The sequence below is a fragment of the Streptomyces sp. NPDC006174 genome (genome assembly GCF_040614075.1).
In the GTDB taxonomy this organism is placed as follows: Bacteria; Actinomycetota; Actinomycetes; order Streptomycetales; family Streptomycetaceae; genus Streptomyces.
On sequence record NZ_JBEXTJ010000001.1, the window covers coordinates 327273 to 341098 of the forward strand.

Annotated in this window: 12 protein-coding genes; 5 read left to right on the forward strand and 7 right to left on the reverse strand. The window is 70.0% G+C overall.

The features are described 5' to 3' along the window. Positions 1–82: 82 nt before the first annotated feature. The 3 genes from ABZ267_RS01525 to ABZ267_RS01535 all read left to right on the forward strand — a co-directional run bounded on the left by ABZ267_RS01525 (position 83) and on the right by ABZ267_RS01535 (position 4042). A complete protein-coding gene (locus ABZ267_RS01525) occupies positions 83–1405 on the forward strand; it encodes a PhoH family protein (protein ID WP_128847652.1) in 1323 nt (440 codons plus the stop codon). A 390-nt stretch (positions 1406–1795) separates the two neighbouring features. Continuing rightward, positions 1796–2521, forward strand: a complete 726-nt coding sequence (locus ABZ267_RS01530) for a transglycosylase SLT domain-containing protein (RefSeq protein WP_356747013.1) — start codon at positions 1796–1798, stop codon at positions 2519–2521. A 117-nt stretch (positions 2522–2638) separates the two neighbouring features. Next, the gene (locus ABZ267_RS01535; protein ID WP_356747011.1) at positions 2639–4042 is read left to right on the forward strand and encodes an AI-2E family transporter; all 1404 of its coding nucleotides are present in this window, start codon (positions 2639–2641) and stop codon (positions 4040–4042) included. Between the two features lie 76 nt (positions 4043–4118). On the opposite strand, the gene ABZ267_RS01540 is transcribed toward ABZ267_RS01535, so the two are convergent. Continuing rightward, positions 4119–4652 (reverse strand): alkyl hydroperoxide reductase, encoded by a 534-nt coding sequence (locus tag ABZ267_RS01540; RefSeq protein WP_053559572.1) that lies wholly within the window; start codon positions 4650–4652, stop codon positions 4119–4121. A gap of 10 nt (positions 4653–4662) precedes the next feature. Continuing rightward, a complete protein-coding gene (locus tag ABZ267_RS01545; protein WP_007452441.1) occupies positions 4663–5217 on the reverse strand; it encodes a peroxiredoxin in 555 nt (184 codons plus the stop codon). A gap of 133 nt (positions 5218–5350) precedes the next feature. Here ABZ267_RS01545 and ABZ267_RS01550 point away from each other — a divergent pair, with 133 nt between their 5' ends. Further along, entirely contained in the window at positions 5351–6337 is a 987-nt protein-coding gene (locus tag ABZ267_RS01550) for a hydrogen peroxide-inducible genes activator (protein WP_356747009.1), read from the forward strand. Between the two features lie 50 nt (positions 6338–6387). Here ABZ267_RS01550 and ABZ267_RS01555 read toward each other — a convergent pair whose 3' ends face one another. From ABZ267_RS01555 to ABZ267_RS01575, 5 genes are all read right to left on the reverse strand, one after another. Then, positions 6388–8790 carry an FtsX-like permease family protein gene (locus tag ABZ267_RS01555; RefSeq protein ID WP_356747007.1) on the reverse strand — a complete coding sequence of 801 codons (2403 nt, stop codon included), beginning with the start codon at positions 8788–8790 and terminating at the stop codon, positions 6388–6390. Continuing rightward, a complete protein-coding gene (locus tag ABZ267_RS01560) occupies positions 8787–9473 on the reverse strand; it encodes an ABC transporter ATP-binding protein (protein ID WP_356747005.1) in 687 nt (228 codons plus the stop codon). Before ABZ267_RS01560 ends, ABZ267_RS01555 begins: the two co-directional genes overlap by 4 nt. After that, positions 9470–9994: a PadR family transcriptional regulator gene (locus tag ABZ267_RS01565; protein WP_356747003.1), complete on the reverse strand. Its 525-nt coding sequence runs from the start codon at positions 9992–9994 to the stop codon at positions 9470–9472. The genes ABZ267_RS01560 and ABZ267_RS01565 overlap by 4 nt, the downstream gene beginning before the upstream one ends. 88 nt (positions 9995–10082) lie before the next feature. Next, entirely contained in the window at positions 10083–10346 is a 264-nt protein-coding gene (locus ABZ267_RS01570; RefSeq protein ID WP_356747001.1) for a hypothetical protein, read from the reverse strand. Next, positions 10343–11314, reverse strand: coding sequence for an SPFH domain-containing protein (locus ABZ267_RS01575; RefSeq protein WP_356746999.1), 972 nt, complete (start codon positions 11312–11314; stop codon positions 10343–10345). The genes ABZ267_RS01570 and ABZ267_RS01575 overlap by 4 nt, the downstream gene beginning before the upstream one ends. 240 nt (positions 11315–11554) lie before the next feature. Between ABZ267_RS01575 and ABZ267_RS01580 the strand changes: the two genes are divergently transcribed. Next, complete coding sequence (locus ABZ267_RS01580; RefSeq protein WP_356746998.1) at positions 11555–13792, forward strand: transglycosylase domain-containing protein; 2238 nt, start codon at positions 11555–11557, stop codon at positions 13790–13792. Positions 13793–13826 lie beyond the last annotated feature (34 nt).

A 13826-nucleotide genomic window follows, 5' to 3' on the forward strand; every position in this document is an offset into this window, starting at 1 on the left:
ATCCCGGTCCGTCCTCTCCTTCGGGAAGCTCCGCGACCGTCCGTCGCACTCCCCGACCTCGTCCGAGGGGGTACGTCCTTCCGTGGTGACCAGTAGCAAGCGCCGCATGCCCGACAGGCGCACATACGTTCTCGACACCAGCGTCCTGCTGGCCGATCCCGGAGCCATGGCCCGCTTCGACGAGCACGAAGTCGTGCTGCCGATCGTGGTGGTCACGGAGCTGGAGGCCAAACGGCACCATCCGGAGCTCGGATACTTCGCCCGCCAGGCCCTGCGCCTGCTGGACGACTTCCGGATCCGGTACGGCCGGCTGGACGCCCCGATCCCGCTCGGGGATCTGGGCGGGACGCTCCGCGTCGAACTCAACCACTCCGACCCCGGCGTCCTGCCCGCCGGCTACCGGCTGGGGGACAACGACTCACGGATTCTCGCGGTCGCGCGCAACCTCCAGGCGGAGGGATACGACGTCACGGTCGTCTCCAAGGACCTGCCTCTGCGGATCAAGGCCTCCTCGGTCGGCCTCCTCGCCGAGGAGTACCGCGCCGAGCTGGCCATCACCGACTCCGGCTGGACCGGAATGACCGAGCTGTCCCTCTCGGGCGAGCAGGTCGACCTGCTCTTCACCGAGGAGACGCTGTACGTACCCGAGGCCGCCGAGCTGCCCGTCCACACCGGGCTCGTCCTCCAGTCCGAGCGCGGCAAGGCGCTGGGCCGGGTGACGGCGGAGGGCAATGTGCGGCTGGTGCGCGGCGACCGGGAGGCCTTCGGGATCCACGGCCGCAGCGCCGAGCAGCGGATCGCGCTCGACCTGCTGCTCGACCAGGACGTCGGCATCGTCTCGCTCGGCGGCCGGGCCGGCACCGGAAAGTCGGCGCTCGCGCTCTGTGCCGGCCTGGAGGCGGTGCTGGAGCGTCAGCAGCACAAGAAGGTGATGGTCTTCCGTCCGCTGTACGCGGTGGGTGGTCAGGAGCTCGGCTATCTCCCCGGCAGCGAGGCCGAGAAGATGAGCCCGTGGGCGCAGGCGGTCTTCGACACGCTCTCGGCGGTCGCCGGGCGCGAGGTCATCGAGGAGGTGCTCGGTCGCGGGATGCTGGAGGTCCTGCCGCTCACCCACATCCGCGGCCGCTCGCTCCACGACGCGTTCGTGATCGTGGACGAGGCGCAGTCGCTGGAACGGAACGTGCTGCTGACCGTGTTGTCCCGGATCGGGGCGAATTCGCGCGTCGTGCTCACCCATGACGTGGCCCAGCGGGACAACCTCCGGGTCGGCCGGTACGACGGAGTCGTCGCCGTGGTCGAGAAGCTGAAGGGTCATCCGCTCTTCGCGCATGTGACGCTCACGCGTTCGGAGCGTTCCCAGATCGCCGCACTGGTGACCGAAATGCTGGAGGAAGGGCACATCTGACCTGCATGTCCTTGTTCGTGCCGCCCGGCGAGCCAAAGAGCTTAGCCGGGCGGCATCGTGTTGCACCGTCATTTCCGTGAAACCGATGGCCCAAATGAGGTGTGACCTTTCCCACGCAACACAGAATTGCCCCCTGGTATCCCCGTCCGGCAGAGTCTTGCTTCCGTCAGGCCCCGCATACGGCACTTGGGCACCTCCAGAGGCGCCACGCACCACACAACTCCACACGTAACCGCCGTATGCCGCCCGCGAGTACCACGTGGCGACCTCCTCACCGGGGTTGCCCATCGGGCCCGTACCTCCCGTGACCCACGCAGTAGGGAGGCCAGTGCCAGGGGCACGAACGCGCCCGCGAGGTCACCTAAGCGGACGATGCTGGAAGGACACCATGTGAGCCGGATCTCGGTCCGGGGGTTCGCCGTGGCATCTGCCACCGCGGTCACCACCGTTGGCGCCGTCGTAGGCGTTGCTGCGGGCGGCGCACCTGCCGCCGACGACAACAACTTCGAGGCTGCCGCAGCCGACACCACGCTGCTCGCAGACATCCCCGCGGGCCAGCAGGCCCAGGTCCAGATCGCTTCGCTGACGCAGCAGGCCGATGCCCAGGCATCCGCGGCCGAAGCCGTCGCGAAGAAGTCGGCCGAGGAGTCCGCCCGTCTCCAGGCCGCCAAGGACGCCAAGTCCAAGAAGGCGGCGGCCGAGGCGAAGGCCGAAGCCGAGCGGCTGGCCGAGGAGAAGGCGGAGAAGGAGAAGAAGGAAGCGGCCGAGCGCGCCAGCCGGTCCTCCGTCCGCGACGCCTCCTCGTTCTCCGCGCAGGGCTCGTACTCCGTGTCCGAGGTGCAGGCGATGGCCCGCCAGATGGTCCCCGCGGACCAGTTCCAGTGCTTCAGCAACATCGTGGACCACGAGTCCACCTGGAACTACCGCGCGACCAACCCGTCCTCCGGCGCGTACGGACTGATGCAGGCCCTGCCGGGCCACAAGATGTCCTCCGCCGGCGCCGACTGGCAGACCAACCCGGCCACCCAGATCAAGTGGGGCCTCAGCTACATGGACAGCCGCTACGGCTCCCCGTGCGGCGCCTGGTCCTTCTGGCAGGCCAACAACTGGTACTAGCGTCAGGCTCTCCCGAAGCCCTCCACCGCGAACGCGGTGGGGGGCTTCGCGCGTGTACGGTCGCATCCGGCGAACCTGGCAGCGCTGGGGAGCGAAGTTGGGGGAAGGGAAAGAGACATGTCGAAACTGCCAGGCTGGCTGGGCCGCTTCGGGTCCGAACTGACGGAGCTGGGCGCACGCCTGGAGGAGCGCCGGGAGCGCGCGCGCGGCGACGACGATCCTCACGGGTCCCCGGACACCGCGGACTCCGGACAGGTGCCCGCGCCGCCCACGTACGCCCCCTCCGTCGCCGCCAAACCCGATCCGGTCGCCGCCATTCCGTGGGGGATGCGGGTGGCGGCCGAGGCGGGCTGGCGGCTGCTCGTCCTCGCCGGGACGCTCTGGGTGCTGATGCAGGTGATCACCGCCGTGGAGCTGGTGGTGCTCGCCTTCTCCGCCGCGCTGCTCATCACCGCCATGCTCCAGCCGACCGTGGTCCGGCTCAAGCGGTACGGGCTGCCGCACGGGCTCGCCACCGCCGTGACGGCCGTCCTCGGGTTCGTCATCATCGGCCTGGTCGGCTGGTTCGTGGTGTGGCAGGTCATGGAGAACCTCGACACGCTCTCCGACCGGGTCCGCGACGGCATCGACGAGTTGAAGCGCTGGCTGCTGGACAGCCCGTTCCACGTCACCGAGTCGCAGATCAACGACATCGCCAAGAACCTCAACGACACCATCGGCACCAACACGGAGGAGATCACCTCCGCCGGTCTCCAGGGCGTCACCTTCATGGTGGAGTTCCTCACCGGCCTGCTGCTGGCGATGTTCTCCACGCTCTTCCTGCTCTACGACGGCCGGCGCATCTGGGAGTGGTCGCTGAAGCTGGTGCCCGCCGCCGCCCGGCCCGGCGTCGCAGGCGCCGGTCCGCGCGCCTGGCGGACGCTGACCGCCTACGTGCGCGGCACGGTGCTCGTCGCCCTGATCGACGCCATCTTCATCGGGCTCGGCCTGTACGTCCTCAATGTGCCGCTCGCGGTGCCACTGGCCGTCTTCATCTTCCTGTTCGCCTTCATCCCGCTCGTCGGTGCCGTCGTCTCGGGAGCGCTGGCGGTGGTCGTCGCGCTGGTCACCGAGGGTGTGTGGACCGCGCTCTGGGCGCTGGTCGTCGTGCTGGCGGTGCAGCAGATCGAGGGCCACATCCTCCAGCCGTTCATCCTCGGCCGGGCGGTCCGGGTCCATCCGCTGGCCGTGGTCCTCGCGGTGGCGACAGGCGGCCTGGTCGCGGGCATCGGCGGTGCGGTCGTCGCCGTACCGCTGGTGGCGGTCACCAATACGGTGGTCGGCTACCTACGGTCCTACGGAGCGCCGCGCACGGTCGGCGGCCAGCACGGGGCCACGGCGCTGGGGGTCGCGCCGTCCGGGCCGCCGGCCGCCCCGGACGCGGTGCTGGAAGGACCGCCCGCGGAGCCCGTCACCCCGGTCGTGTTCCCCGATCCGCCGGAGGGCCAGACGCCCTCGCCGGACGAGCCGCCGCAGAAGTAGCCGTACAGCAGACGGAGAAGAGCCCCGGGGACGGTCGGTCGTCCTCGGGGCTCTTCCGCGCGTCAGGGGCGCGTGACTACTCGGCGAGTACGGCCTCGGCGTCGAGGGTCACACCGACCGCCTGGATCACCGAGGCGACCTTGACGGCCTCCTGGATGGTCTCGCGGTCCACACCGGCCTTGCGGAGCACCTGCTCGTGCGAGTCCAGGCACTGGCCGCAGCCGTTGATCGCGGAGACGGCGAGCGACCACAGCTCGAAGTCGACCTTCTCCACGCCCGGGTTGCCGATGACGTTCATCCGCAGACCCGCGCGGAGCGTGCCGTACTCCGGGTCCGACAGCAGGTGCCGGGTCCGGTAGAAGACGTTGTTCATCGCCATGATGGCGGCCGCCGACTTCGCCGCGGTGTACGCCTCCGGCGAGAGGTTGGCCTTCGCCTCGGGCTCCAGCTCGCGCAGCACCTTCGGCGAGCGCGAGGCGATCGCGCAGGCCAGCACCGTGCCCCACAGCTGCTGCTGCGGGAGGTCGCTGTTGCCGATGACCGAACCGAGGTTCAGCTTCAGGTCCTTGGCGAAGTCCGGTATGGCGGACTTGAGTTCATCGAGAGCCATGGGTATCAGCTCACTCGCCCGAGAGGAGCGCGACGGGGTCGAGGGTGTTCTCGCCCTTGGTCCAGTTGCACGGGCACAGCTCGTCGGTCTGCAGGGCGTCGAGGACCCGCAGGACCTCCTTGGGGTTACGGCCCACGGAACCGGCGGTCACCATCGTGAACTGGATCTCGTTGTTCTGGTCGACGATGAAGACGGCGCGCTGCGCGAAGCCGTCCTCGCCCTCGATGCCGAGGTCACGCATGAGCTCGTGCTTCGAGTCGGCCAGCATCGGGAAGGGCAGGTCGGTCAGGTCCGGGTGGTCCTTGCGCCAGGCGTGGTGCACGAACTCGGAGTCACCGGAGAAGCCGAGGACCTGGGCGTCGCGGTCGGCGAACTCCTCGTTCAGCTTGCCGAAGGCGGCGATCTCCGTGGGGCAGACGAAGGTGAAGTCCTTCGGCCACGCGAAGACGATCTTCCACTTGCCCTCGTAGGTCTTGTGGTTGATCTGCTCGAACTCCTTGCCACTCTCCAGCGAGACACAAGCAGTCAGGTCGAACTCGGGGAACTTGTCACCAACAGTGAGCACGCGCTCTCCTTGCAACGTCTGGAACTCCCTTTTTGGGAGAGTTCCTGAGGGTTGGACGAGATCCACCTTGGCACAGAGTGCATTGATCAGTGAAATAGCTACACTCGGTCGTGATGATCGGAGGTGCCTATCAGTGGCACAGGGAAAACAGGGCATACGCCCGAAGCAGTCCGGTAAGTCGGCCGCCAGGCAGCCCAGTCTGTCGCAGCTGCGCGCCTTCGCGGCCGTGGCGGAACATCTGCACTTCCGGGACGCGGCGGCAGCAATCGGGATGAGTCAACCGGCACTCTCCGGAGCCGTCTCCACCCTGGAGGAGGCACTGGGTGTCCAGCTCATCGAGCGTACGACGCGCAAGGTGCTGCTCTCACCGGCCGGCGAGCGGCTCGCGGTCCGGGCCGGCGCCGTGCTGGAGGCCGTCGCGGCGCTGATGGAGGAGGCGGAGGCGGCCCGCGCGCCGTTCACCGGAGTGCTCCGGCTCGGCGTGATCCCGACCGTCGCCCCGTACCTCCTGCCGACCGTGCTCCGCCTGGTCCACGACCGCTACCCGGACCTCGACCTCCAGGTCCACGAGGAGCAGACCTCCTCGCTGCTGGAAGGGCTCGCCGCCGGACGCCTGGACCTGCTGCTCCTCGCCGTGCCGCTCGGCGTCCCCGGAGTCAGCGAGATCCCGCTCTTCGACGAGGACTTCGTGCTGGTCATGGAGCAGGACCACTGGCTCGGCGGCCGCGCCGACATCCCGCGCGACGCGCTGCGCGAGCTGCCGCTGCTCCTCCTGGACGAGGGCCACTGCCTGCGCGACCAGGCCCTGGACATCTGCCGGGAGGCAGGCCGTACGGAAGGTGCGCCGGTCACCACGACCGCCGCCGGGCTCTCCACGCTGGTCCAGCTGGTGGCGGGCGGGCTCGGCGTGACGCTGCTGCCGCGCACCGCCGTCACGGTGGAGACCGCGCGCAACGACGCGCTGGCCACCGGCTACTTCGCCCACCCGGCCCCGACCCGGCGCGTGGCGCTGGCGATGCGGACCGGGTCGGCGCGCGGCGGCGAGTTCGAGGAGTTCGGCGCCGCGCTGCGCGGCGCGATGAAGCCGCTGCCGGTACGGGTGGTGACCTTTGAGGAGTGAACGGACGCGGGTGCGCCCGGACTTCCGCCCGGCCGCACCCGCCTGTTCCGCTACTCCGTCCGCAGCCCGTCCGGCCGCATCAGTCGCCACAGCGAGGGCATCGACGCCGCCGTCACCAGCAGGATCAGCGCCGCGCCGGCGCCGGTCAGCGGCAGGAACAGCCACCAGTCGGAGACGCTCTTCTCGATCTTCCAGACCAGCGTGGCACCGAGGCCGAGCCCGCCCGCCACCGCGATCACCAGGCCGAGGAGCACGGGCACGGCGGTCTGCCACAGGACCGACCAGCTCAGCGTCGTACGCCGGGTGCCGAAAGCGACCAGCACCGACAGCAGCCGCCTGCGCTCGCGCAACTGCTCCAGCTGGGAGACCAGCATCGAGGCGGCGATCAGCAGCAGCACCACACTCGCGCCGACCTGGAGACCGGTCTGGATGCTGGCGTACTGCCGGTCGCGCTCCACCGAGTCGAGCGTGACGAAGCGCATGCCGGGATCGATCCTGGCCGCCGTGTTGCGTACGTGTTCGGCGACGTCCGGCACGCTCTTGTCGACCCGGATCTGAGCGGTGATCTGCGCGCCGGGCAGCGTGCTCGCGTCGATCGCGCCGGTGGTCGCCATGATGCCCCAGTGCGCGTTGCCCATCGGGTCGATGCGGCCCGTCACGGTCGGGGAGTCGGCGGGCAGCGTCCACCGCAACGGCTTGCCGCCACCGGAGCCGATCTCGACCACCTTGCCCTTGCGTGCGGCCTGGTCGACCCAGTCGGCCATGCTCTTGTCGTCCTCCGGGTGCACGACGAACGTGTCGCCGTCCCGGCAGGCGCCGATCCGGGCCAGCTCGCGCAGGGTCTCGCAGGTGCCGACGGTCAGCGAGGTGGTGGGCGGGACGTCGTCGTCGGCGTAGACGCCCGGCTTGGACGCGTACGCCTCCACCGAGCCGATGACCATCTCCACCCCCTTGGTGGCGCGGAACTGCTCGATGGCCGAGGTGGCCGCGTCGCCCGTGACCCGCTCGGAGTACCCGGCGAACTGGGCCCGGGTCGGGTCCTGGCCGGTCATCCGGTTGAAGTCGGCGTTCATCGCGGCGAACATCATCTGCAGTGCGACCGCGCCCGCCACCGCCACCGTGACCCCGCTGACGGCCCTGGACGCGGCCCCGCTGCTCAGCTGGAGCCTGCGGGTGGCGAGCTGCCAGGGCACCGGGCCGCCGCGCAGCCGGTTCACGCACGCCTCGACCAGCCAGGGCAGCAGCAGGGCGAGCCCGACCAGCACCAGCACGGCACCGGTCGCGATGAAGTACGGATTCAGGGGCGCGTACTCGTACGTGCTGACCTTGCCCGTGGATCCGAGCACCGCCAGACCCGCGACGGGCATCAGCAGACGCCACCAGAGCCGGCGGCCCCGGTCACGGCCACGCCGTACGACGCCGAGCGGTTCGATCACCACCGAGCGCATCGCGACCAGCGTGACGAGCACGGCCGTCAGCGGCACCGCGAAGGTGATGAGGAGCGCGAGCAGCGGATCCGGCACCAGGTCCGCCGGGAACGCGCTGACGTCCCAGATCTCCACCGCACCGACGAACTGCCGTCCCACGAGGAAGAAGACCAGCCCGGCCAGCAGCCCGAGCACCGCGCCGAACAGCGCCTCTCCGGCGGCGATGCGCCGGGTCGTACGGATGTCGGCGCCGACCAGCCGCAGCGCGGCGAGCCTGCGGTCGCGCCGCTCGCCGCCGAACCGGACGGCGGTGGCGATGAAGATCGCGACCGGCACCAGCAGTACGACGCAGACCATGACGGTCAGCACGATGAGCAGCGGCGGCAGCGGATCGCCTTCGCGCGGGTCGCCGTATCCGGCGATGCGGTGGCCGCCGGAGGCGGGTGTCAGGGTGTCGCTGCCGGCGTAGTAGAGGAGTTCACCGGGCGAGCGGAGTCCGGCGTCTCGGATCGTGCCGGTGATCTCGTACGGCAGCCGCTCGCGCAGCAGCTCGTTGCCGGGAGCGGTGAGCAGCTCCTGCAGCGCCGGGGAGACGACCATCTCGTCCGGTGCGGGGAAGCGGTCGAGACCCGGCGGGCGAGCGGGCGCCGAGCCGTCGGCGCGCATCAGGTAGCCCTCGATGGTCCGGTCGCGGTACTCGGTGGTGGTGTTGATGCGGACCACCGAGGTGTCCGACTTCGCCGCGTTCGCGTCGGGCGAGCCAGAGAGGGGCGCCTCCTTGCGGGCCTGGTCCCGGGCGGAGCGCTCGTCGAGCATGTGCGGTACGGAGGAGGCGAGCAGCAGCAACGCGACCCCGAGGCCGACGCCGACCGCCGTCAGCAGCGTACGGATCCAGCCTTCGCGGCCGCCGGCGGCGGCGAACCGGATGCCGAGACCGAGGTCGCGGAGGACGGCGGCCGGGCGTGCGGGCGGAGCCGGACGGTCCTGTGCGGAGACGGGAGCGTCACGGGAGTCGAGCAGCGTCATACGGCGTGCTCCAGGTCGCGGGCCCGGCCGTCGCGCACGGTGACGTCACGGTCGGAGTAGGCGGCGACCCGGGCCTCGTGGGTGACCAGGACGACCGCGACGTTGGAGGAGCGGGCCGCCTCGGTGAGCAGCTCCATGACCCGCTCGCCGTTGAGGGAGTCCAGAGCGCCGGTCGGCTCGTCCGCGAAGATCACCTTCGGTGAGCCGGCCAGCGCGCGGGCCACGGCGACGCGCTGGCCCTGGCCGCCGGAGATCTCGCCGGGCCGCTTGGCGCCGACGCCGTCGACCTCCAGGCGCTCCATCCACTCCCGGGCGGTGCGCTCGGCGGCCTTGCGCTTGACGCCGTCGAGGCGCAGCGGCAGCGCGACGTTCTCCACGCAGGTCAGCTCCGGCACGAGCTGGCCGAACTGGAAGACGAAGCCGAAGTCGCTGCGGCGCAGAGCGCTGCGCTCGGCGTCGGACATCGCGGAGAGCTCGCGGCCGGCGTAGGTGATGGTGCCGGAGTCCGGTGTGATGATCCCGGCCAGACAGTGCAGCAAGGTCGACTTGCCGGAGCCGGACGGGCCCATCACGGCGACGACCTCGCCGGGGTGCACGGAGAACGAGGCGCCGTCCAGCGCGGGCGTCGAACCGTAGGTCTTGCGCAGGTCGTGCGCGGCGAGCAGGGAGCCTTCGGGGATCACGGGGCCACCACCTTGGCGAGCTGGCCGAGGCGGGCGGCGGTCAGTTCCAGCCAGCGCAGATCGGCTTCCAGATGGAACAGGGCGTGGTCGCAGATCAGCTGGTCGGCGAGGTCGCCCTTGCGCTTGCGGTCGGTGAGGACGCGCATCATCCGCAGGTGCTCCGAGCGCTGGGAGTCCAGCAGGTCCGAGGCGCTGCGGCCGGTCAGCAGCGCGAGGACGACCTTGGTGTAGAGCGTGGACTGGAGGTACGGCTCCGGCTTCTCGGGCTGCATGAGCCAGCGCGAGACATCGGTGATCCCGGCGTCCGTGATGGCGTACCGCTTGCGCTCGGGCCCTCCTTCGCTCTCGACGCCGTCGACCTCGACGAGCCCGTTCTTCAGGAGCCGGGACATCGTGGAGTAGACCTGGCCGTAGTGGAGCGGGCGGTCCTGGCCGAACTTCTCGTCGAAGGTCCGCTTCAGGTCGTAGCCGTGGCGGGGGCCGGACTCCAGGAGCCCTAGGAGGGTGTGACCGATAGACATGAGAGGCACTGTACACGGCGTGTATACCTACTGTGTATATGAGTCCGAAAAGAGGCCCTGGCCTGCGATCGCGGGCCAGGGCCGCTGTCTACGCGTCGGGAGCCGGCTCCTCCGGCGGCTGTCTCGGTGGCCGGCCCCGGCGGGCGATCGGCGCCGCCGCTCCCGGCAGCCGCCCCGCCTCCTTCAGCGCCCGGCGCAGCAGGAACTCGATCTGCGCGTTGGCGCTGCGCAGCTCGTCGGAGGCCCAGCGGGCCAGCGCGTCGTGCACCGCCGGGTCCAGCCGCAGCACCATCTGCTTGCGCTGCCGCGGCCGGTCCGCCGGAGTCCGCCGGGGCGGGGGCTGGTCGGTCACTGGTAGAGGCTGCCCGTATTGAGGACCGGCTGGGCCGCGCGGTCACCGCACAGCACCACCATCAGGTTGCTCACCATGGCGGCCTTCCGCTCGGAGTCCAGCTCCACGATCTCCTGCTCGGCGATCCGGGCCAGCGCCATCTCCACCATGCCCACCGCGCCCTCCACGATCTGCTGGCGGGCCGCGACGACCGCGCCGGCCTGCTGGCGCTGGAGCATGGCGGAGGCGATCTCGGGGGCGTACGCGAGGTGGCTGAAGCGGGACTCGATGATCAGGACGCCGGCCGCCTTCACCCGGGCGGTCAGCTCGATCGCCAGCTTCTCGGTGATCTCCTCCGCGTTGCCGCGCAGCGAGAGGCCGTCCTCCTCGTGGGCGTCGTACGGGTACTCGATGGCGATGTGCCGGACGGCCGCCTCGGTCTGGGTGGCGACGAACTCCAGGAAGTCGTCGACCTCGAAGAGCGCCTGCGCGGTGTCCTCGACCTTCCAGACGACGATCGCGGCCAGTTCGATCGGGTTGCCGTAGGCGTCGTTGACCTTGAGGACGGCGGTCTCGTGGTTGCGGACGCGGGTCGAGATCTTCCGGCTGGAGGTCAGCGGGTTGATCCAGCGCAGTCCGTCGGCGCGGATGGTGCCGACGTACCGGCCGAAGAGCTGGATCACGCGGGCCTCGCCCGGAGCGACCATCTTCACACCGCTCATGCAGAAGAAGGAGGTGACCACCAGGAGCACGCCGAGGATGAAGAGCGGGACGCCGACCGCGTTGTTGCCGCCCGCCCCGAGCACACCGCCGACGATGGCCAGCCCGACCCCCGCCAGCACGCCGAACACCGTCAGCAGCAGCCCGAGGCCGCCCGGGATCGAGTGCGCGGTGACCTCGGTGACCTGCGGTGCGGGCATGTCGGGGGCGTCGATGTCGAGCTCGGCCGACAGGGCCTCCGGGTGGTGGCCGTCGTGCTGTCCGGTCATGGGATCCCCCGTTCCGTGCGGCTCGTGCCGCGCTATCAATGTGATGTCACATTAACGGTTCTCGCAACCTTGCGCACCCCTGAGGAGTCGGTTCCCTGAGGAACAGGTGCTGATTGTCACGTCCGGAAAAGACTGGATCGCTTGCCTTTCGTCCCTGCCGACGGTGTTAGCTGGCAGGTCTGAACGGAATCGGGTGAACCGAGCGAGCCGGTCGAGCAGAGAAGCGGGAGCAACACAGCGATGGGTCGAGCGGATGCGCGACGAGCCCGGGCGCAGGAGTCGCGCCGGGCTGCGAAGAGCGGCGGCATACGCAGACTCTTCACGTGGAAGAAGTTGCTGGGCACGTTCTTCGGGATCGTCCTGCTGGGCATGGGCGCCTTCGGCGCGCTCTACCTGTACGTCGACGTGCCCGCGCCGAACGCCTTGGCGCAGCGGCAGAGCAACGTCTACCAGTACAGCGACGGCACGGTCCTCGCCCGCTCCGACAGCGGCGTCAACCGGCAGATCGTCGACCTGGCCCAGGTGCCCAAGGAGGTGCAGCACACCTTCGTCGCCGCGGAGAACAAGACCTTCTACGAGGACGACGGCATCGACCTCAAGGGCACGACCCGCGCGCTGCTCAACACGGTCAGCGGCAAGGGCAAGCAGGGCGGGTCGACCATCACCCAGCAGTACGTGAAGAACTTCTACCTGACGCAGGACCCGACGATCACCCGCAAGCTCGAAGAAATGGTGATCTCGCTCAAGGTCGACCAGGACCAGTCCAAGGGCCAGATCCTCGCCGGGTACATCAACACCGCCTACTACGGACGCGGCGCCAGCGGCATCCAGGCCGCCGCCCAGGCGTACTACGGCATCGACGCCGAGGACCTGAACGTCTCGCAGGGCGCGTACCTCGCATCGCTCCTCCAGGCTCCCAGCCAGTACGACTGGGCCACCGCGACCGACACCGGCAAGCGCCTGGTGAAGGACCGCTGGGCCTACACGCTGAAGAACATGGTCGAGATGGACTGGCTCAGCGAGGCCGAGCGCGCCAAGCAGGAGTTCCCCGTCCCGCAGAAGCCCAAGCCCGCCAAGGGCATGGAGGGCCAGACCGGCTATCTCGTCGAGGCGGTCAACAAGGAGCTCGACAGGCAGGGCATCTCCGCCGAGGACCGTGAGGCCGGCGGCTGGACCTTCACGCTCACCATAGACAAGAAGCGCCAGCAGCAGCTGGAGAAGTCGGTGGACAAGGAGCTGGAGTCGAAGCTGGACCGGGACGGCAGCAAGGTCGACGCCACCGTCCAGGCCGGCGCCACCTCCGTCGACCCGAAGACCGGCAAGGTCCTCGCGATGTACGGCGGCGAGGACTACGTCAAGCACTACGTCAACAACGCCACCCGCCAGGACTACCAGCCGGCCTCCACCTTCAAGCCGCTGGTGCTCGCCTCGGCTCTGGAGAACGGGTCGGAGACGCAGAACGGCAACCTGATCGGGCTCAACACGATCTACGACGGCACCAGCAAGCGGCCGGTCGTCGGCGGCGACACCGACTTCGCGCCGCAGAACGAGGACGACCGCAGCTACGGTCCGATCTCCGTGCAGAAGGCGATGAACAGTTCGGTCAACTCCGTCTTCGCGCAGATGATCGTGGACGTGACACCCGCCGCCACCAAGCGGACCGCGCTCGCCCTCGGCGTACCGGACAAGAACTTCCCCGAGCGTCCCGCCGTCACGCTCGGCACCATGAACGCCTCCACCTGGGACATGGCCGGCGTCTACGCGACCCTCGACAACCACGGCCGCAAGGTCACGCCGCACATCCTCCAGTCCGCCGAGCACCGCGACCGTACGGTGAAGCCGGAGAAGCCCAAGCGCGAACAGGTGATCAGCCGCGCCTCGGCCGACACCGTGACCTCCGCGCTCACCGGCGTCGTCGAGTCCGGTTCCGGCAGCGCCGCCAACACCTCCGCCTACAAGGCGGCCGGCAAGACGGGCACCTCGGAGGAGAACAAGTCCGCCTGGTTCGCCGGGTACACGCCCGAGCTGACCACGGTCGTGGCCCTCTTCGGCGAGTCGCCCAAGGGCGGACGGCAGGTCTCCCTCACCGGTACGGCCAACTCCGGCCGCGCCAACGGCGGCGGCTTCCCGGCCCGGATCTGGGCGGACTACACGCTCGGCGCCCTCGGCGGCGGCTCGGACGCCGAGTTCGACCTCCAGGACGTGGAGCGCGGCGAGGTCCCGCCGCCGCCCACGCCGTCGAAGACGCCGTCCGAAGAGCCGACCCCGTCGAAGGAGCCGACGCCGTCGAAGACGCCGTCCAAGACGCCGAGCACGACGCCCAGCGAGACTCCGTCGTCGTCGCCGCCGACGACTCCTTCGACCCCGCCGACGATCACACCGCCGACCATTCCGCCCACGAAGAGCCCGGAGCTGCCGCCCGAGCCCGGCGAGGACGACGGGCAGCCGGGCGAGCGGCCCGGCTTCCGGGGAGACTGATACCGCGCGCATGACGGAGAGGGGCGGTGCCGAT

What these genes read in the sequence shown, in the direction of transcription:
- ABZ267_RS01575 (WP_356746999.1), bottom strand. Translation starts at nt 11,314, where the DNA reads ATGACCGGACAGCACGACGGCCACCACCCGGAGGCCCTGTCGGCCGAG.
- ABZ267_RS01555 (WP_356747007.1), bottom strand. Translation starts at nt 8,790, where the DNA reads ATGACGCTGCTCGACTCCCGTGACGCTCCCGTCTCCGCACAGGACCGT.
- ABZ267_RS01540 (WP_053559572.1), bottom strand. Translation starts at nt 4,652, where the DNA reads ATGGCTCTCGATGAACTCAAGTCCGCCATACCGGACTTCGCCAAGGAC.
- ABZ267_RS01565 (WP_356747003.1), bottom strand. Translation starts at nt 9,994, where the DNA reads ATGTCTATCGGTCACACCCTCCTAGGGCTCCTGGAGTCCGGCCCCCGC.
- ABZ267_RS01580 (WP_356746998.1), top strand. Translation starts at nt 11,555, where the DNA reads ATGGGTCGAGCGGATGCGCGACGAGCCCGGGCGCAGGAGTCGCGCCGG.
- ABZ267_RS01535 (WP_356747011.1), top strand. Translation starts at nt 2,639, where the DNA reads ATGTCGAAACTGCCAGGCTGGCTGGGCCGCTTCGGGTCCGAACTGACG.